At 45.4% G+C, this 18776-nt stretch carries 14 protein-coding genes; 12 read left to right on the top strand and 2 right to left on the bottom strand.

Annotated features, from left to right (window positions below; all coding sequences use genetic code 11):
• Window positions 1-12: 12 nt before the first annotated feature.
• The 3 genes from DWB64_RS05135 to DWB64_RS05125 all read left to right on the top strand — a co-directional run bounded on the left by DWB64_RS05135 (window position 13) and on the right by DWB64_RS05125 (window position 4380).
• A complete protein-coding gene (locus DWB64_RS05135; RefSeq protein ID WP_129487127.1) occupies window positions 13-405 on the top strand; it encodes an OsmC family protein in 393 nt (130 codons plus the stop codon).
• A 270-nt stretch (window positions 406-675) separates the two neighbouring features.
• Window positions 676-2277, top strand: coding sequence for a CTP synthase (locus DWB64_RS05130; RefSeq protein ID WP_129487126.1), 1602 nt, complete (start codon window positions 676-678; stop codon window positions 2275-2277).
• Window positions 2278-2388: 111 nt separating this feature from the next.
• On the top strand, window positions 2389-4380 hold the full coding sequence (locus DWB64_RS05125) for an aminopeptidase (RefSeq protein ID WP_129487125.1): 1992 nt from the start codon (window positions 2389-2391) through the stop codon (window positions 4378-4380).
• Between the two features lie 49 nt (window positions 4381-4429).
• On the opposite strand, the gene DWB64_RS05120 is transcribed toward DWB64_RS05125, so the two are convergent.
• Complete coding sequence (locus tag DWB64_RS05120; protein ID WP_129487124.1) at window positions 4430-5704, bottom strand: stalk domain-containing protein; 1275 nt, start codon at window positions 5702-5704, stop codon at window positions 4430-4432.
• A gap of 372 nt (window positions 5705-6076) precedes the next feature.
• On the opposite strand from DWB64_RS05120, the gene DWB64_RS05115 reads away from it, so the two are divergent.
• Genes DWB64_RS05115 through DWB64_RS05100 form a run of 4 tightly spaced genes read left to right on the top strand, consistent with a single transcriptional unit; the run spans window position 6077 to window position 11323 of the window.
• Window positions 6077-7054 carry an ATP-binding cassette domain-containing protein gene (locus DWB64_RS05115; protein WP_129487123.1) on the top strand — a complete coding sequence of 326 codons (978 nt, stop codon included), beginning with the start codon at window positions 6077-6079 and terminating at the stop codon, window positions 7052-7054.
• Entirely contained in the window at window positions 7051-7851 is an 801-nt protein-coding gene (locus tag DWB64_RS05110) for a hypothetical protein (protein ID WP_129487122.1), read from the top strand. The genes DWB64_RS05115 and DWB64_RS05110 overlap by 4 nt, the downstream gene beginning before the upstream one ends.
• A 1-nt stretch (window position 7852) precedes the next feature.
• Entirely contained in the window at window positions 7853-8656 is an 804-nt protein-coding gene (locus DWB64_RS05105; protein WP_129487121.1) for an ABC transporter permease, read from the top strand.
• Between the two features lie 15 nt (window positions 8657-8671).
• The gene (locus tag DWB64_RS05100; RefSeq protein ID WP_256369610.1) at window positions 8672-11323 is read left to right on the top strand and encodes a calcium-translocating P-type ATPase, PMCA-type; all 2652 of its coding nucleotides are present in this window, start codon (window positions 8672-8674) and stop codon (window positions 11321-11323) included.
• 56 nt (window positions 11324-11379) lie between these two features.
• Here the strand turns inward: DWB64_RS05100 and DWB64_RS05095 are convergent, their stop codons facing one another.
• Window positions 11380-11811 carry a DUF3899 domain-containing protein gene (locus DWB64_RS05095; protein WP_129487119.1) on the bottom strand — a complete coding sequence of 144 codons (432 nt, stop codon included), beginning with the start codon at window positions 11809-11811 and terminating at the stop codon, window positions 11380-11382.
• 361 nt (window positions 11812-12172) lie between these two features.
• On the opposite strand from DWB64_RS05095, the gene DWB64_RS05090 reads away from it, so the two are divergent.
• From DWB64_RS05090 to DWB64_RS05070, 5 genes are all read left to right on the top strand, one after another.
• Window positions 12173-13102 carry an ABC transporter permease gene (locus DWB64_RS05090; RefSeq protein WP_129487118.1) on the top strand — a complete coding sequence of 310 codons (930 nt, stop codon included), beginning with the start codon at window positions 12173-12175 and terminating at the stop codon, window positions 13100-13102.
• Between the two features lies 1 nt (window position 13103).
• On the top strand, window positions 13104-14234 hold the full coding sequence (locus DWB64_RS05085) for an ABC transporter permease (protein ID WP_129487117.1): 1131 nt from the start codon (window positions 13104-13106) through the stop codon (window positions 14232-14234).
• Between the two features lie 14 nt (window positions 14235-14248).
• Window positions 14249-15283: an ABC transporter ATP-binding protein gene (locus DWB64_RS05080; RefSeq protein ID WP_129487116.1), complete on the top strand. Its 1035-nt coding sequence runs from the start codon at window positions 14249-14251 to the stop codon at window positions 15281-15283.
• Window positions 15283-16245 carry an ABC transporter ATP-binding protein gene (locus DWB64_RS05075; protein WP_129487115.1) on the top strand — a complete coding sequence of 321 codons (963 nt, stop codon included), beginning with the start codon at window positions 15283-15285 and terminating at the stop codon, window positions 16243-16245. Before DWB64_RS05080 ends, DWB64_RS05075 begins: the two co-directional genes overlap by 1 nt.
• Before the next feature lie 67 nt (window positions 16246-16312).
• On the top strand, window positions 16313-18682 hold the full coding sequence (locus tag DWB64_RS05070; protein WP_129487114.1) for a right-handed parallel beta-helix repeat-containing protein: 2370 nt from the start codon (window positions 16313-16315) through the stop codon (window positions 18680-18682).
• Window positions 18683-18776: the final 94 nt, after the last annotated feature.

The following is an 18776-nucleotide window of genomic DNA, read 5'->3' as shown; positions in this document are numbered from 1 at the left end:
AAGGAGTAACTTATGGCAAGAATGGTAGTGTCTTTTCCAGGAAACAAAAAAGTAAACTGCTCGGTGAGAGATTTTGTAGTTGCGACCGACCAACCCGAACGCGCTGGTGGCGACGATACGGCGCCAACGCCTTTTGAATTGTTCTTGGCAAGTATCGCGACATGCGCAGGTATTTACGCGGCTGGTTTTTGCGAAAAGAGAGGTTTGTCCACAGAAGGGATGTCTCTCGAGTTGGATACTGAAAAAGATGAGGAGACGGGACTTATCGGTAATGTCAAGCTTGTGCTTCATACGGCTGCGGATTTTCCAGAAAAATACCATAAAGCAATTATAAACTCGATGGATTTATGTGCAGTAAAGAAACATATGCAAAATCCTCCTACGTTTGAAATCGAAGTAAAATAGAGAGAAAAGATTTAGAAAATCTAACGGTTTTTCTTCTTGACACTCAGTTTGAAAGAAGATATATTAGTTAGAGTATTGGTCAAGCATCGCTTGGCCAATTTGTATTAATAAACTAAATATGCAGAGCCCGCGCGGGTGGCTGCCTAAGTACTTCGGAGTTTAGCAGACCATCCGCAGGGGTGGTCTCTCACCTTTTTTTGGGGTAATTCTGCATTCCTTAGGTATAGAATATAGATAATCTGTGGAGTCAGCGAAGTTATGGAGGTAGGTATGCGTACTAAATTTGTTTTCGTTACAGGCGGTGTGGTCTCATCGCTAGGTAAAGGTATCACAGCGGCATCGCTTGGACAGCTACTTAAAGCTAGAGGGCTTAAGGTGTCCATTCAAAAGTTGGATCCGTATATAAACGTCGATCCGGGCACGATGAGCCCTTATCAGCATGGGGAAGTCTATGTGACAGAAGACGGTTCAGAAACCGATTTGGATCTAGGCCATTATGAACGTTTCATCGATATCAACCTGACAAAAAACTCAAATGCCACAACTGGAAAAATCTACGGTTCTGTCATCGCCAAGGAGCGTCGAGGTGACTATCTGGGTGCGACTGTGCAGGTTATCCCGCATATCACCAACGAAATCAAAGAGAGAATCTTCAGAGCAGCTGAAGATGCCAATCCGGATGTCGTCATCATCGAGATCGGTGGTACCGTAGGGGATATCGAGAGTCTGCCTTTCCTTGAAGCGATCAGACAGGTCAAGTACGACATAGGTAAGGAAAACGTGATGTATGTCCACCTGACCCTTGTTCCATACCTTGGAAAAGCAGGTGAGCTTAAGACTAAACCGACGCAACATAGCGTCAAGGAGTTACGAGAAATCGGTATTCAACCTGATTTGATCGTTTGCCGTACAGAGCATGACATCGTACGTGAGGTAAGAGAAAAAATTGGTCTATTCTGCAATTTGGATGCGGATAACGTCATCCAGAACTTAGATGCCCGTTCTATCTATGAAGTGCCGCTAGTACTTGAAAAGGAAGGACTTGCCGAAAAGGTATGCCATCACCTTAATCTGACTTGCGGCGAGCCTGACTTGTCAGAATGGGAGGCTCTTGTAGAAAAAGAGCTCAACTTGACAGAAAAGGTGAAAATAGCTCTAGTAGGTAAATATGTAGAGCTTAAGGATGCTTATCTTTCAGTTGCAGAAAGCTTAAAGCATGCGGGACTAGCAAATAACGTCGAAGTAGAAATCGACTGGATACACGCCGAAGAGATAAACGATGAGAATGCGCAGGAAATGCTTGAAGGAGCGCATGGCGTATTGGTGCCGGGCGGCTTCGGTGACCGCGGAGTTGAAGGTAAAATCGCTGCGATGAAGTATTCCCGCGAACATAAGATCCCAACTTTTGGCATATGTCTTGGAATGCAAGTGATGGCGATCGAGTTTGCAAGAAACGTTCTTGGCCTTACAGATGCCCACTCGGCGGAACTCGACAAGACGACGACGAATCCTATTGTCGATATCATGCATGATCAAAAAGATCTTGAAGAACTTGGCGGTACGATGAGACTTGGACTATACCCTTGTAAGGTTCAAAACGGTACAAAGGCCCATGACGCTTATTCACATGAGCTTGTCTACGAGCGCCACCGTCACCGTTATGAGTTCAACAACCATTACAGAGATATGTTTATTGAAAACGGTATGGTGTTTAGCGGTATCTCACCTGACGAACGTTTGATCGAGATCATCGAACTGGTAGATCATCCGTGGTATGTAGCCGGTCAGTTCCACCCAGAGTTCAAGTCGAGACCATTAAAAGCACATCCGCTGTTCAGAGACTTTATTAAAGCGGCAAAAGCATTCAAATAAGTAAATGATGAAACGAATCCCCGATGCCCATCGGGGATTTTTTTTATAAGAAAAAAATTATTATCATCATTTCCAGATTTAGTGCATAATATTATTAGGAGGATATCACACATGAAAAACATATTGCAAAGACAAATCGATCAGCTGGAACAGGCCCAGTTCTTTTTAAAAGAGGATGAAAGCAAGGTTTCCAGCCTGCTTCGCACGATGCTCGCATGGAATGTGAGAATCACACAGCTGGGTATCGAGTTTACCGACAAGCCAGTAGAGGATCAGCCTGTAGAAAAGATGAAAACGCTCAACAATGCGCTTTATCAAGAGTTCAGACCTGAGTCTTACGAGACTTCGTATGCGAATCCTGTTCATGCCAAGAAGGAACTTGGAGAACTGGGTGTGGCCTTATCTGCGATGTACTATAAAATGAAATCGGGAATCGGTTATGCCTATCAAACGAGACTTGAGAACATAGAAGCCTTGAACGAGCTCGCTTTAGCGGCTTTTGAGCACTATGAGTCGGAGACTTTGACCTATGAAGTAGCTTGCGAGCTGCTAAAAGGCGATGTTTTAGAACATGCCAAAGACAGATTTGAAAGCTATGTCGAGCAGGTGATGTCGACAAAAGAAAGTCATTATACAAGATTGGTTGAAAAAAGCGACCTTTCCACTACAGACTACCTCTACGCGTTCGGAGACTTCGTCAGCGAATACGAGGAGCGTACGGCTAGATTTTTAAGCACTTACCCGGAAGCCAAGCTCGATGAAATGGGAAAACACATTGTCGAGGCCTATGTCAACGGCTTCGTTAGGGACAACAAGGACATGTCCCTAAGAAACAGCGTTAGGGTTGTTGGCGTCTTAGGTCAGGAACGATTGACAAAATCCATACTTAAATACTTAAAAACAAAAGGGCTTTCAGGTTTTGTCTCAGAACTGGAAACCAGCGCATACAACAAGCAGGTCGCTTACGACCATAAATTCGATGTGGGCTTGTATCTGGATGAAGAGACTGTACAGGAACAAGTCAAAGCCATGACTGAGGCATGCGACTGCACACATGATCTTTTGGCTGATTATTCGGGAATACTTTTTGTTGAAAAGTTCGGCGAGGTTCCATTCAGCCCACAACCGAATGAGGCAAGAGTCACACTCAAAGACAATCAAAATGCCTTGTATCAGAAGTTGATGGGTTCTAGAAGGCAATTGATTGAAAAACACGTTCCCGAAAAGGAAAGAAGTTTTTGCATCATCGCATTCCCGACACCTGAGATAGGTGATGAGTTTGAGGCGATCTTCGAGGACATCTACCAGGTCAACAAACTAGACAGTGAAAGCTATGAACGCATGCAACACCATATCATCAGCGCCTTGGACCAGGGTGAGTTCGTAGTCGTCAAAGGCAAAGACGGCAATGCGACAGACATCAAGGTAGCCATGTATCCGATCGCAGACAAAGAAAAACAGACGAATTTTGTAAACTGCGTCGCCGATGTGAACATACCGGTAGGTGAGGTGTTTACCTCGCCGGTCTTAAAGGGAACGCAGGGAGTGCTGCATGTCGAGGACATCTACCTTGATGATTTCAGATACCACAACCTAAAGCTGACCTTTGTCGACGGTATGATCTCCGACTATAGCTGTACGAATTTCGACTCAGAAGAGGAAAATAGAAAGTACATCGAAGAAAACCTCATCTTCCCGCATAAATCCTTGCCGATCGGCGAGTTCGCCATCGGAACCAACACCTTAGCCTACGTGGTGGCACAAAAGTACGGCATACAGGACAAGCTGCCGATACTGATCATTGAAAAAATGGGTCCGCATTTTGCTATCGGGGACACCTGCTTCAGTTATGCTGAAGATCATCCTGTATACAATCCGATGGATGGCAAGGAAATTATCGCTAGAACCAACGAGTATTCCGAAAGACGCCACACGGATATGGACAAGGCCTATACGAATGTCCATACGGATATCACGCTTCCATACGATAGCCTCGAAGCGATCTATGTCGAAGTCCAAAACGCAGAGCAAATCGACATCATTAAAAACGGAAGATTTGTACTTGAAGGGACACAGGATTTGAACTTACCATTTGAAGACTAATAAAAAATACCGCAGAGGTTTCTGCGGTATTTGTCTTTTTTGAACTCATTCAGTTGGGAGTGTATAGATTTTCAGTGAAGTACTGATAATAGGTGCCTCCGAATGCCACTCCCGCGGCAAAACGCTGTGAATCACCTAAGATTATCTTGCGGTGACCGATTGAGTTCATCAGGTCCTCATGTGCGAAAATAGCACTTATCTGACCACAGGCGATGTTTTCAGAGCTAGTCTGGTAATCAAGCCCGCTAAGTCTAAGTCTGTCATGTGGTGACAGGCCGCTTGGATTGACGTGGTCGAAGAAGGCACGGTCGATCATATCCTGGCTATGGGCCCTTGCGATAGGAACCAGCTCCGGTGCCCATTCAAAGGGGGTTAAGCCACTCAATTTTCTCTCGGCGTTTGCAAGATCGAATAGCTGCTTTTCGAATGAATCCCGAAGCGTTTCCGTCGGTGTTCCGTAATACCCCCTAAGCCGGGTCTCTTCGGACTGATCCAGTAGATAAACAGAAGTGACGGTAGTGCCCTCGTAGTCGTCATAAAAGACTCTCAGATAGGATGTGCTCAATTTGAAGATATCGATGTCGGTCTCGTTATAGTAGTATTTGCTGGAGCCCTTGATGATGTAGTCGATCGTCGAACCAAAAGTGTCTCTTGCAAGTTCCCGGGTATCCCCAAGCTTGATGGTCTTGTCTCCGATTTGAATCCCGGCCATCGAATAGATCGCGACAACCCGGTTATCACGTATGCCGATCATGTTGAAATCCGCATAGTCGTTATGAAACATGTTCCACTGAAAACCGAACATGCTCTCCACCACTCGGTCCACATCGCCTAAGACAGAAGCCACCTCATCAAATGACATCCCCAGAGAAATATCCTCGTAGGACCCGGATGGCTTGGTGCTTTTAGTTGTGATCAGAACCGTTCGGGTATCCGCCTGCCACTCGACATGGGCCCCTAGGGCCTCTGAAATGAATCGAAGCGGTACCATGGTGCGACTATCGATGATGGTTGCTGGAACATCAAGCAGGCTTGGCTTATTATTGACATAAGCGGTGACCTCATCGATGGTCAGTTTGATGGTCTTATCAGAAGTGGTCGCTGTGACGGTTTTTGTGGTTCCATCCCACATCACATCGGCACCGAAGTATTCGAAGATAGCCCTCAGCGGGACAAGTGTCCTACTGTTGACGATTTGTGGGTCAACATCTGAAACGAGCGGCTGTCCATCGATCAGCACGGTTATCGGTTGATAAGCGTCGGCACTTAGCGGCAGAATTGCAAATATAGCGATTAAAAATACTAAAAGCATTCGTTTTGACATATTGACCTCCTTTTCTTAGACTAGTGGTACTGCTGACAGAAAATTTGCAGTCCTACTATTAATATATACCAAACTGTGTTAGATTTACACACCGCTGTGACAGGACATGAAAACTTAATAAATCCCGATGGGTGTAGAACTGTCTCTTTTAAGGGATTTACGGATGATGTTGGAAAAAACCATTATAAAAATTTTCGGTTCCATGAGGTGTTTAAACGGTCTGGACAGCTTGAATTCAAAGTGATATACTGATTTTCCGACTTGGTAAATCCCAATGGACACTGCCGAGCGCAAACCTATATTCTCCACGAGTGACATGTGGAGCGCTGTAGTAGTTGTCATTTTTGAAATTGTCGCTACAGGAGGTAACCAATGCAAATCAAAGTATCAGATCTTTCCAAAAGTTTTAAAGTACCCGTCAGAGGGTCCGGTTCAAAAGCCGCAATCCAGCAGTTCTTCAAACGAAGCTATCAAGAAGTTCAAGCAATCAGAGATTTATCATTCGAAATTAAAAAAGGTGAGTTAGTCGGGTATCTGGGGCCAAACGGCGCCGGCAAATCGACGACGATAAAAATGCTTACAGGTATCCTTGTGCCGGATAGGGGCAGCATCTCAGTAGGCGGACTTGTACCCTACCAGTCCAGAAAGGAACACGCCTCCAAAATTGGTGTGGTCTTCGGACAAAAGTCGCAGCTTTGGTGGGATCTGCCACTTGCGGATTCCTTTGATCTCTTAAAGGCGATCTACAGGATGCCCGATGATATTTATAAAAAACAGTTTGACTGGCTGATTGAAGGTCTCGGTATTCATGAGTTCATAAATAGACCTGTCAGACAGCTGAGCCTGGGGCAAAGAATGAGGGCGGAACTGGTCGCATCCTTATTGCATCTACCCGAAATCATCTTTCTAGATGAACCTACAATCGGTCTTGACGCCACGTCAAAACAGACGGTCAGAGGCTTCGTTCAGGAGCTCAACAGGGAGTATGGAACCACTGTCATCCTTACAACCCATGACATGGACGACATCGAAGCCCTATGCAACCGGGTGATGGTCATCGACCATGGAAGCCTCGCCTTTGACGGATCCCTACTCGACCTTAGAAAACGCGTTCACAATAAAAAAAGGATTATCGTCGACTATGACGGTAAACCGATCACTCAGTCCATGCCTAAACTGGATTTGATGAGTCAAAAGGGCGGTAAGCTGATCATGGAGTTCAATCCCGAAGAGCTTTTGCCGCAACATGCGATCCAGTGGCTTGCGGAACAAGTGAACATCAAAGACCTTCTGGTAGAGAATCCGCCTATCGAGGAGATTATCGCAAGGCTTTACGGTGAATGGTCATGAAAGCCTATTTGCTGATGCTCAAGACACAAAGCATGATGGCCCTGCAGTATCGGGCGCAAGCGCTCGCGGGTGTCTTCACACAGTTCGCATTCGGATTCATGCGGGTGTTTGTGATGATCGCATTTTACGCAGGGAGTGCCGCGGTACAGCCGATGAGCCTTGAGCAGGTGGTCACCTACATATGGATGACCCAGATGCTGCTCACCCTCATGGCATGGCGTCCCGATCCCGAGGTGCTTGCAATGATCAGGGAAGGATCGATCGCCTACGAGATGGTTCGCCCTGTAAGGATCAGCACGGCCTGGCTCATGCGGTCCCTCGCCAGACGCGGGGTGATGCCCATGATGAGGGGAATACCGATCTTGATAGTAGCCATGTTGTTGCCTGCGCCTTACAAGTTGGTGCTACCTTTGTCGGTGCGGACTGCGATCCTATCGGTGATTGTGCTCCTACTGGCATGGATACTCGCCGGCATGCTCAACAATACGCTTAACATACTGACCATCTATCTGATGTCTGCGGATGGAATAGCAAAGCTGTTTCCAATTGTAATGATGTTCTTCAGCGGACTGATCCTACCGATACCGCTTTTCCCGGACGGACTGCAGGTCTTTTTCAGCTATACTCCCTTCGCAGGTCTTATGGATACTCCAGCAAGGGTGCTGATGGGCCACTTGAGCGGCGGGGATGCTTTGTTTTCGATGGCGGTGCAGGTCTTCTGGATCATTTTTGTCTTGCTCCTCAATGACCGTCTACTGGAGAGCAAGCTGAAAAACGTAGTCGTTCAAGGAGGTTGATTTGAAAAATTCAACATTGTATATAAAACTCGCAGGTGCTAAAATCGCAAGTCAGATGCAGTATCCACTCAGCTTTTTCATGTCGGCCTGGGGCAGCTTTTTAGCGTCCTTTATCGATGTGATAGGGCTTTACATCATCTTTGAGCGGTTCAGCATGATCGACGGCTGGAAGCTCCCGGAAATCTGCCTGCTGTACGGACTTCTTCATATGAGCTTTTCTGTGGTGGAGGCGGTGGCAAGAGGGTTTGATATGTTCGGAAATCTCATAAGAACCGGCCAGCTTGACCGTTTTCTGGTAAGACCCAGATCCATCATCCTTCAAGTACTCGGATCAGAATTCAAAGCCGCGAATATCGGACGCTTCCTTCAAGGAGCGATTCCTTTTGCCTATGCTGTGACAAGCCTTGGGATTGTCAAGCTAGGCCAGTGGGGGCTGCTGAGTATGGGAATCCTCAATGCGATGATTGTCTACTTCGCGCTGCTTCTTGTGCAGGCGACCTTCTCCTTCTGGGCTGTCGAGAGCCTTGAGGTGATGAACGCCTTTACCTACGGCGGACTTCAAATGGGGCAGTTTCCCCTGAGTATCTATGAAAAATGGTTTGCGACCTTTTTCACTTATATCGTACCCATAGCCATGACTGTCTATTTTCCTGTCCTTCTTGTGCTAAACAAGGTGGGAGACAGTTATTTTGGAGTGGCAAAACCGCTTGCGATGGTAAGCACGCCATTTTGCATACTGTTTTTGATCGGCTCGCTGCTGTTTTTCAGATTCGGTTTGTCGCAGTATAAATCGACAGGTTCGTAAACCTTCTTAAGTGGTATACTAAGAAAAACGGACACGAGTGATAAGGAGAAAGCTTTTATGTTTTACAACCAACGTACGGACGAAGTCGCACTTGAACTGAAATCAGATCTGATATCCGGGCTGACTGGCCAAGAAGCCCAAAAACGGATGATTGAAATGGGCCAAAATGTGCTGCAGCAGGAAAAACCAACTCCTGTTGTAGTCAGATTCCTAAGGCAATTTGAGGACTTCATGATATGGATTCTGATTGGTGCTTCAGTAATCAGTTTTTTCACCCATGAAATTGCCGACGGATTTATCATCCTCACCATTGTTCTGCTAAACGGTGTTCTTGGTTTTGTTCAGGAAAACAACGCCGAAAAGTCCATGCAGGCGCTAAAGAACATGCAGGTACCTAACGCCGAGGTGGTCAGAGACGGACAAGTCATACAGGTGCCGTCGCCCCTGCTTGTGCCCGGTGATCTTGTAAGACTAAACGCGGGAGATGTGATTCCCGCCGACGGAAGGCTGATCGAAGCGGCATCGCTTAGCATCGAGGAAGCCCAGCTGACCGGTGAATCCGTACCTGTAAACAAGCAGGTTGAAGCACTACAAAATGAGGACCTGTCGATCGGTGATCGAAAGAACATGGCCTATGCGACCTCCCGAGTGACATCAGGGCGGGGAAGCATGCTTGTGACAGCTACTGGAATGAACACCGAAATCGGTAAGATAGCAGATCTTTTGAACCAGGAAGAGGAGGAAAAGACTCCCCTTCAGGTTAAACTTGCAGAGCTGGGAAAAATGCTCGGCATAGGCGCTGTGATTATTTGTGCGCTTATCTTTTTCATCGGTTATTTACAAGGTCGGGACATGTTTGAAATGCTGATGATCGCGATTTCCTTGGCGGTTGCGGCTATTCCGGAGGGGCTACCTGCGATTGTGACGATCGTACTGGCAATGGGTGTCAACCGCATGATCAGCTCGAATGCGATTGTAAGAAAACTACCTGCTGTGGAGACACTTGGATCGGCATCGGTGATTTGTTCTGATAAGACAGGAACACTGACACAAAATAAGATGACCGTTACAGAAATCTATACGGATGAACATAAGCAGGTTTCAGGTGGCATTGAACTCACAGACATAGATAGGCTACTCATTAAAACAGGAGTGCTATGCAATGACGCTTCGGTTGTGGAGAGGGATGGAAAAGACGATCAGATAGGGGATCCGACGGAGACCGCACTTTTGGCTCTTGGCAACTCCTATGACTTGACTAAAAAAAGTTTTGAGCAAATCATAAGAATCGCAGAGGTTCCCTTTGATTCGGATAGGAAGATGATGAGCACGCTACATCGTGAAAAAAACGGAGTTGTGGCATATGTTAAAGGCGCTCCGGACCAGATGCTTAGCAAATGCAGTACGATCATGACACCGGATGGAAAAAAGGCGCTGACGGAGGAAGCAAGGCAGCGGATAACCGCCAGAATTTCTGAAATGTCCGCAAGGGCTCTCAGAGTGCTGGCATTCGCTGTAAAGACCTTCGATGAACTTCCGGAGGATGTCGATGTGGAGAATGTCGAAAAAGACTTGACCTTCGTCGGTCTGATGGGAATGATCGATCCCCCGCGTGAAGAGGTCAAGTCGGCTGTCGCAACAGCGACGCGTGCCGGCATAAGAACGGTCATGATCACCGGTGACTACAAGGATACCGCTGTGGCGATAGCGACACAACTCGGAATTCTAAAAGAAGGAGACAGGTCGATTTCGGGTACCGAGCTGAATGCGTTGTCAGAGGATGACTTTTTAGACATTGTAAACGAGGTTTCTGTTTACGCAAGGGTTTCGCCCTCGCATAAGGTTAGGATTGTAAAAGCACTGAAGGCAAAAGGACAAATAGTCGCGATGACAGGGGACGGAGTAAACGATGCTCCGGCACTTAAAGGCGCAGATATTGGATGTGCGATGGGAATCACAGGGACGGACGTGTCGAAAGAAGCAAGCGATCTGATCCTTACAGATGACAACTTTACCACCATCGTCAGCGCCGTTAAAGAAGGCCGAACGATTTATGACAATATAAAAAAATCCGTCAACTTCTTATTGGCATCGAACATGGGTGAAATCTTCACGCTTCTGATCGCCATCTCCTTCGGGTTGCCGATGCCTCTTTTGGCCATACACATCTTGTGGATCAACCTGGTCACCGATTCCTTCCCCGCTCTTGCTTTAGGAGTCGAACACAGTGAACCCGATCTGATGACAAGAAAGCCTAGGAATCCCGATGTTTCAATACTTGGAGAGGGTCTGATTTTGGACATCCTGCTACAGGGAATCATGATTGGAAGCTTGAGCCTTTTGGCGTTCAAAATAGGCTTGAAGGATAGTGTGGAAGCCGCAAGAACGATGACTTTCTTAACCCTTAGCATGTCACAGCTCGTCCATAGCTTCAATGTCAGAAGCAGGTTCGGGTCGGTGCTCAAGCTTGGAATATTCAGCAATAAGCGATTGAATCAAGGTACGCTCTTGTCCTTTTTCGCCCTAATGGCTGTATACCTGATACCACAGGCAAGAAGTGTATTTAAGCTGACATGGCTTTCAAGTCTAGAGGTGATAGCGACAGTGTGTCTGGCCATAACGCCTCTGATTATCATGGAAACCTATAAATTTTTCAGAAGAAATTAGAAGCTACTAAAAAAAGCTGTAAAAAGAAGGTAGAACCTTCTTTTTACAGCTTTTATTTATGATACCGCGATACTGCCTAAGAAACTTAAAAACAAGACCAGCAGGGAACTGTAGAACAAGGCATTGGTGAATCCCCATGAGGGGATCTCGTTCAAGATGAAATCATCAAGTTCCTTCTCTTTTCTTCTGCTGTTGAGTTGATGTGGTTCGACACCAGCTTCGTGCTCCATTCGGTCGACATACTCTGATCGTTTTGATCTGCCAGTCAGACCGACAGCTCTTCCTGATTTGTAAAAGGAATACGACATGAACCTAAAGGCGCCGCGCTCGTGCATGAATTTAAAACCGGATACCACCACGCAAATCCCTGCAATGATGAACATGGAATTGAGTGTCTCTTTTATGAAGTCTGCCTTTAAAATGGAAAGCAACGCAGATAAGCCGATCATCACTGCGCTTATCATAAGTGATTGTCTAAATGTTTTCATACTCTTCCTCCTAGTTGCATTTTACATGAACCGCACTGGAGTGGCAAGTATTCATATCAGTGAAAGTTTATACGGCCACAATTGCAGGAAAACGTTTCACTTCGGTGGCATTATGCAAGCATTTTGCTCAAAAAAAACGAAAATATGAATGAAATGTTAACAAAAACGCCATTGCAAGCAATTTTCTGACTATTTTTAAACTGTTGACAACTCCTGTGAACGTTGTGTAGTAAGGTGTTGAGTTATCCACAACTGTGGATAACCTAAATGTTAAATTTATTTTAAATTAAAATGTTCATCTTTAGTTTATAATTATGAGTGTGGATTAATTACATTACAAAATTCTATGGAGGTGAGTTGTTTGCTACGTTACACATTAGAAAGAATCGTGTACGGTGCATTATCGTTGTGGTTGATTGTCACAGTGACATTTTTACTACTTCAAATGCTACCAGGTTCTCCGTTCCAAGACGACAAGTTAACGGCGGAACAAGTTGCAATTTTAAACGAGAAGTATGGTCTTAACGACCCATTACCGATGCAGTACTGGCGGTACATGACAAACATGCTTAAAGGTGATTTTGGAAAGTCGTTCATGTACGACAACCAAGATGTGCTTAAGGACTTGGTTGTTCCAAGATGGCCAAGAACGATCAAAGTCGGATCACTGGCTTTATCGATGGGTGTGGTTATCGGTATTATCCTTGGTGCTCTTGCGGCACTTAATCGTGGAAAGTTCTACGACAACTTTATCGTTTTCCTCGCAGTACTTGGTGTTTCGATTCCGAGTTTCGTATTTGCGATGGGATTACAGTATTACTTAGGTGTAAAACTTCCGATATTCCCGGTATTATATGAGGACGGCAACTTCTGGTCCATCATACTACCAGCGGTATCAATGGCGGTTGGTCCGATTTCTTCCCTTACTCGTTTTGTAAGAACAGAACTTGTAGAAGTTATCGCATCGGATTACATTTTACTAGCACGTGCAAAAGGATTGACTCGTACACAAGTCATCTTCAGACACGCACTAAGAAACGCACTTATTCCAGTAGTAACTATCGTCGGCCCAATGGTACTTTCACTACTTAACGGTGGTGTTATCATGGAAAACATCTTCGGTATTCCAGGTGTCGGTCAATTGATGGTTTCAGGTATCACGTTGAACGACTACTTTATCGTACTTACGGTATCGACGCTGTTCTCAGGACTATTTATCGCAGTAGTACTTGTGGTTGACCTTCTATACGGAGTAATCGACCCACGTATCAGAATTGCGGGAGGTAACTAAGATGTCAGAAATTAAAAAGATCTCTCCCGAGCAGTTCAAGCCGGTGGCTCTTAACCTGAGCGAGCAAGAAAAATTCTCAAGACCAAGTCTGACTTTCTGGCAGGATGCTAGAGTAAGACTTTTCCAAAATAAAGGTGCGGTTATCGCAATGTTCATGCTTTTGTTCATCCTTTTCATGGCTGCTTTTGGCCCGATGATGAACCCATACTCGTATGACCAACAGATTCAACCGCTTAAAGCACACTCAAAGTTACCACCTAGAGTACCAGGTCTTGAAAAGATCGGTTTCCTAGATGGTACAAAAGAAATCGAAATGGGTCAGAATCGTCTAGCGCTTTATAAAGAAGGCGAATATGAACTATTAAAAGAATACTCGGTAATCGATGAGGCAGGCAACCAAGTTGTCCGTTACAACATCAAAGAGTTCTCTTATATCAAAAACGGTATCGAAGACGAATACTTCTGGTTCGGTACGGATGACCTTGCCCGTGACATGTGGACTCGTATCTGGAGAGGTACTCGCGTATCCCTTTATGTTGGTGTCCTAGCGGCAATCATCGACTTTATGATCGGTGTGACATACGGTTCAATCGCAGGTTTCTACGGTGGACGTATCGATATGGTCATGATGCGTATCACAGAAATCATCGGTGGTATTCCGTGGCTTGTTATCGTCATCATCTTCATCATGATCTTGGGTTCCGGCCTGTTCTCGATGTCGCTGGCGATCGCCTTTGGTGGATGGATCGGTATGGCGCGTGTTGTACGTGCGCAGTTCCTTAAAATCAGAGGACAAGAATTTGTTATGGCAGCCAGAACGCTTGGTACATCAAACGCTGATCTGATCAGACGTCACTTGATTCCAAACGTAATCGGACAGATCATCATCATGATCACTTTCTCGATTCCTGGTGCGATCTTTGCAGAAGCCTTCCTATCGTTCATCGGTCTTGGTATTCCAGCACCGAATGCATCGCTTGGTTCTGTAGTAAATGACTCTAGAGCGTTCTTACGATTCCAACCATCGATGGTATTCATTCCATCAACGGTTCTATCTGTACTGATGCTTTCAATCAACATATTCGCAAATGGGCTTCGTGACGCACTTGACCCAAGAATGCGTAATAACTAGGGAGGAGATTAGATATGACTAATAACAATGTAGTACTTGAAGTCAAAGATCTTGGTGTCTCTTTCCACACGCATGGTGGAACTGTTAAAGCAGTAAGAGGCGTTGATTTTGAACTTTATCAAGGTGAGACACTTGCAATCGTAGGTGAGTCAGGATCTGGTAAGTCGGTTACAACAAAAGCGATCATGGGTATCGTTGCAGGTAACGGTTTTTACAGCTCGGGTTCAATCATCTTTGAAGGCGAAGACGTAACAAAAATGAACGAAAGAGACTTACAGGCGATGCGCGGTAAGAAGATCGCGATGATCTTCCAAGATCCAATGACATCATTAAACCCTGTAATGACAATAGGTAGACAAATCGCTGAAGGCATGATCAAGCACCAAGGCATGTCGAAGGCAGAAGCAAAACAAAAGGCGATCGAACTGATCGAACTTGTTGGTATCTCTGATGCTCCTGACAGATACAAGCAGTATCCTCACCAATTTTCGGGTGGTATGAGACAGCGTATCGTAATCGCGATCGCGCTTGCTTGTAACCCAAAAATTCTGATTTGTGACGAGCCTACAACGGCACTTGACGTTACAATTCAGGCGCAGATTCTTGAGCTGATCAATGAGCTTCAAGAAAAAACGGGTGTCTCTGTAATCTTTATCACACATGACCTTGGTGTTGTAGCAAACGTTGCAGACCGTGTAATCGTTATGTACGCTGGTAAACTTGTAGAAGTCGGTACTTCAGATGAGATCTTCTACAAACCACAACATCCATATACATGGGGTCTGTTGGGTTCGATGCCGGCTCTTGATTCGGATGACGACGAGCTTTACTCTATCCCTGGTTCGCCACCGGATATGATGTCGCCACCAGTCGGTGATGCTTTCTCAATCCGTTCTGAATTTGCAATGCAAATCGACTTTGAAGAGCAACCACCACTGTTCAAAATTTCTGATACGCACTATGCGGCTACTTGGTTATTGCATCCAGATGCACCTAAAGTGACACCGCCTTCAGCAATTAGAAAGTTATGGGAAGGGGCTGGATTCTAATGGTAGATAACAGAAAAAAACTAGTTGAGCTTAAAAACCTGAACAAACACTTTAAATTAGGTCGTCACGCGCTTGTAAAAGCGGTAGACAACGTAACTTTCGATATTTACGAAGGTGAGACTTTCGGTCTTGTTGGTGAGTCGGGTTCTGGTAAATCGACAACAGGTCGTACAATCATCAGACTATATGAAGCAACAAGCGGTGAAGTTTGGTTTAACGGAAAACTGATCAGCGGCAAAATGTCTAAAGTTGAGAAAAAAGAACTTTGCAAAGACATGCAGATGATCTTCCAGGATCCTCAGGCGTCTCTTAACCCTCGTATGACGGTTGCGGACATCATCGCTGAAGGTCTTGACGTTCACAAGATGTCACCTACTGAAAAAGATAGAATGGAACGCGTGTATGACCTGCTTGAGACTGTTGGTCTTAACAGAGAGCATGCCAACCGTTACCCGCATGAGTTCTCAGGCGGACAAAGACAGCGTATCGGTATCGCAAGAGCGCTTGCCATCGAGCCAAAACTGATCATTGCGGATGAACCGATCTCTGCACTGGACGTTTCGATTCAGGCACAGGTAGTCAACCTGATGAACAACCTAAAAAAAGGTCGTAACTTAACTTACCTCTTTATCGCACATGACCTTTCGATGGTTAAATACATTTCGGACAGAGTCGGCGTTATGAACAAGGGTAAGATCGTAGAGCTTGCGTCTTCTGACGAGCTTTATGAGAATCCACTACACGCATACACTAAATCCCTACTATCTGCGATTCCGTTACCGGACCCAAGATACGAGAGAACTAGAAAGCGTTTTGGATACGACCGCGCAATGCACAACTACGATGTTGAAAAACCTGAATGGGTTGAGATCCGTGAAAAACACTACGTGTTGGCATCTCCTTCAGAAGTAGCTGAAATGAAGAAATACCTGCTTGATAAAGGTATGGAAACATTAGTTTAATTAAAGTGAAACGCCCCGATGACAGTCGGGGCGTTTTTTGTTAACATGAGAGGTGGAGGTGGTGCATTTGAAATTTAAACTGGCAATTATACTTGTACTTGTCATACTGCTTACAGGATGTCAGGTAAAAAATTCATATAGCACGCTCGAAGCTGAAACGGATGTGTTAAGGGAATGGCTGCCTGATCACGTTGGATATACCAACTACTTTGTCGTGCCGACAAATGCAAGAGCTTATGAGACGCTTCTTAAAATCGAACAGAGTCCGGATCAGGATGTGCAGACGTTCTGGTACGAAGGAGAGGGAATCACGGGTATCGATATGCGGATCGATGGAGGTCACTACAGAAAACTGCAACTTGCAAAGGACTTCTTATATGAGTCTATCGATGAACGTGAAATCATCCTACTCAGAACTCCCCTTAAAGAAAAGGAAACTTGGCAGACGCCATTATGGCTTCCTGAAATCGGGTGGACCAACGGTGTAGCGACAATTGATTCGCATTCGGACGATCAGCTGGTCGTCACCGTGAAAGGCACCACTGTCGATGCGATATGGACGTATACGATAAAGAAGAACATGGGTATCATAAAATCCAAAGTAGTCATACAAGGTAAATCTCGAACCATCGACTTTCTAGTAAGTCACAATTTGCCGCCAAAATCATTCGTAAGCCGATATGTGATGCCATCAGAGCTGGTATCTTCTTTCTACAAAGAGGATCCTAGAGTCTATACGACTACTTTTATCAACTTTCAAGACGATATCAACCGAGTTCCAGAGGAGTCTCTGCACATTTTATATGATCAGACGCTGGATGAACAGGATAAGAAGGATCTGAGGACTATCGCGCTTGCGGCGGATATGGCAAATGAGATGATGTTATCCGCTAAGGAAGATACGAAGATACTAAGCCTGTTCATCAGCTACTATGAAGAAGTCATCGCGCTCAACAAGTCGGATTTTGAAACCGCACTTGGCTTTGACAGACTGGCACAACTTTTTTATTACGACGAAGCGAAGGGTTTTTTCAAAGTGAAAGAATCAAATGACATTTTAGAACCCGAGCTGAGGGCGATAGGGCAGGTGTTTGTAGAAAACGGCATAGGGATCGATTATGGACAGGAGTTCACCACGCTGCAGGCTCAGCCAGAGTTCCTATCAAATGCCATCGCAGGTTCTGACAGTGCCAATCAGCTATTCATACTACTTAAAGAATGGCAGTACAAACACGCCGGCAAGATACCCGGGGACCGACATGTGCTGAATTGGAACGATCTTGCAGACCACATCGTCGAACTGGAGCGCTTTGTGCTTACCTATCCTGATTATCCTCTCATCAAGGAAATGCAGCAGCAGTTGTCAGCCAGCCGCACAATGTATTTGGCCCCCGTCACAGAGGAGATTTCACAAAGAAAATTCAATAATGGACTCCTTCAGGAAGGGATAAAGGACTCCTATGAATATTGCCTGCAAAACCATCTTGGAACAGAACTTTTCAACGATGTCGTCGGGATCTATGCCCAGTTGAAATCCGATGCATGGATATGGACGAAGGCTTATGAGAAAAGGGTGATGAGCCTAGGCATTCAACCAAGATCGGTAGCCTTTGACAGCGGTTATAATGAACATGCGATCAAGCAGTTGGCACAGTTTAGACTACTGATAAAGAACCAGGCGGTTGATTCGTCATCTAATGAGGTAATCCAGCAACCGGAAGAAGTCGAGAAGATTGTTGTCAGCAGCGGAGAGGAACTGCTTAAAGCAATCGGCTCCAATCGCATCATCTATCTGAAGCCCGGCATCTATGATTTGAACACAGAAATCACAACGCCGAATGTACGGTATGATTTTGGACAGCTTGTGATCCATCACGTCGAAAACTTGACGCTTCAATCTGAAAACGCAGGACTCTTTGTCCACTTGCTTTCGAATGTGGAAGGCACAGTGATTAAATTCGACAGTTCAAAAAACATCATACTCAAGCAGTTAAGAATCACTCGAGCAAACACAGGCGCCCAAACGCCGCTGATGGGTATCCAACATTCCAGCGATGTTCATATTGATAAGTGCATCTTCGCCGGACCATCGGGAAGGGGAATCGAACTGAGGTATACAGACAATATTGTGATCACGGAATCTCAGTTCTATGACATCGATCATGTGACTTTTACAATGGATAATGTGAAAGATTTGACGGTGAAGGATTCGTTTGTTTCCTATGTAGGTGCCACCGTACTTAGCGCCTATAAGTCGGAAAACATGGTTTTTGACCTTGTTGAGTTCTTAGCGGCGAACAAGGTAGATTCGCATGATACGGTCATGTTCGAACTGAATAAATCATCGCTTGAGCTGATCAATAACCTATTCGAGGACAACACGTTTTCGCCTTCAATAGACCAGGACGGACTGAAAATCATAGGCGATGAGGAATAAACTTGACAAACGTCTGATTTTGAGTAAAATAGAACTAACTTAATGAATCTGCAATGATGGGAAGAGTACTAAATGTAGACGCGCTAAAGAGAGA

Origin of the sequence: Fusibacter sp. A1, from assembly GCF_004125825.1 — a bacterium.
Taxonomy (GTDB): domain Bacteria; phylum Bacillota; class Clostridia; order Peptostreptococcales; family Acidaminobacteraceae; genus QQWI01.
This window is presented reverse-complemented; position numbering and strand designations above follow the sequence as displayed.

Coding starts and splice junctions, on each gene's coding strand:
- DWB64_RS05135 (WP_129487127.1), top strand. CDS start 13: ATGGCAAGAATGGTAGTGTCTTTTCCAGGAAACAAAAAAGTAAACTGC.
- DWB64_RS05130 (WP_129487126.1), top strand. CDS start 676: ATGCGTACTAAATTTGTTTTCGTTACAGGCGGTGTGGTCTCATCGCTA.
- DWB64_RS05125 (WP_129487125.1), top strand. CDS start 2,389: ATGAAAAACATATTGCAAAGACAAATCGATCAGCTGGAACAGGCCCAG.
- DWB64_RS05120 (WP_129487124.1), bottom strand. CDS start 5,704: ATGTCAAAACGAATGCTTTTAGTATTTTTAATCGCTATATTTGCAATT.
- DWB64_RS05115 (WP_129487123.1), top strand. CDS start 6,077: ATGCAAATCAAAGTATCAGATCTTTCCAAAAGTTTTAAAGTACCCGTC.
- DWB64_RS05110 (WP_129487122.1), top strand. CDS start 7,051: ATGAAAGCCTATTTGCTGATGCTCAAGACACAAAGCATGATGGCCCTG.
- DWB64_RS05095 (WP_129487119.1), bottom strand. CDS start 11,811: ATGAAAACATTTAGACAATCACTTATGATAAGCGCAGTGATGATCGGC.
- DWB64_RS05085 (WP_129487117.1), top strand. CDS start 13,104: ATGTCAGAAATTAAAAAGATCTCTCCCGAGCAGTTCAAGCCGGTGGCT.
- DWB64_RS05080 (WP_129487116.1), top strand. CDS start 14,249: ATGACTAATAACAATGTAGTACTTGAAGTCAAAGATCTTGGTGTCTCT.
- DWB64_RS05075 (WP_129487115.1), top strand. CDS start 15,283: ATGGTAGATAACAGAAAAAAACTAGTTGAGCTTAAAAACCTGAACAAA.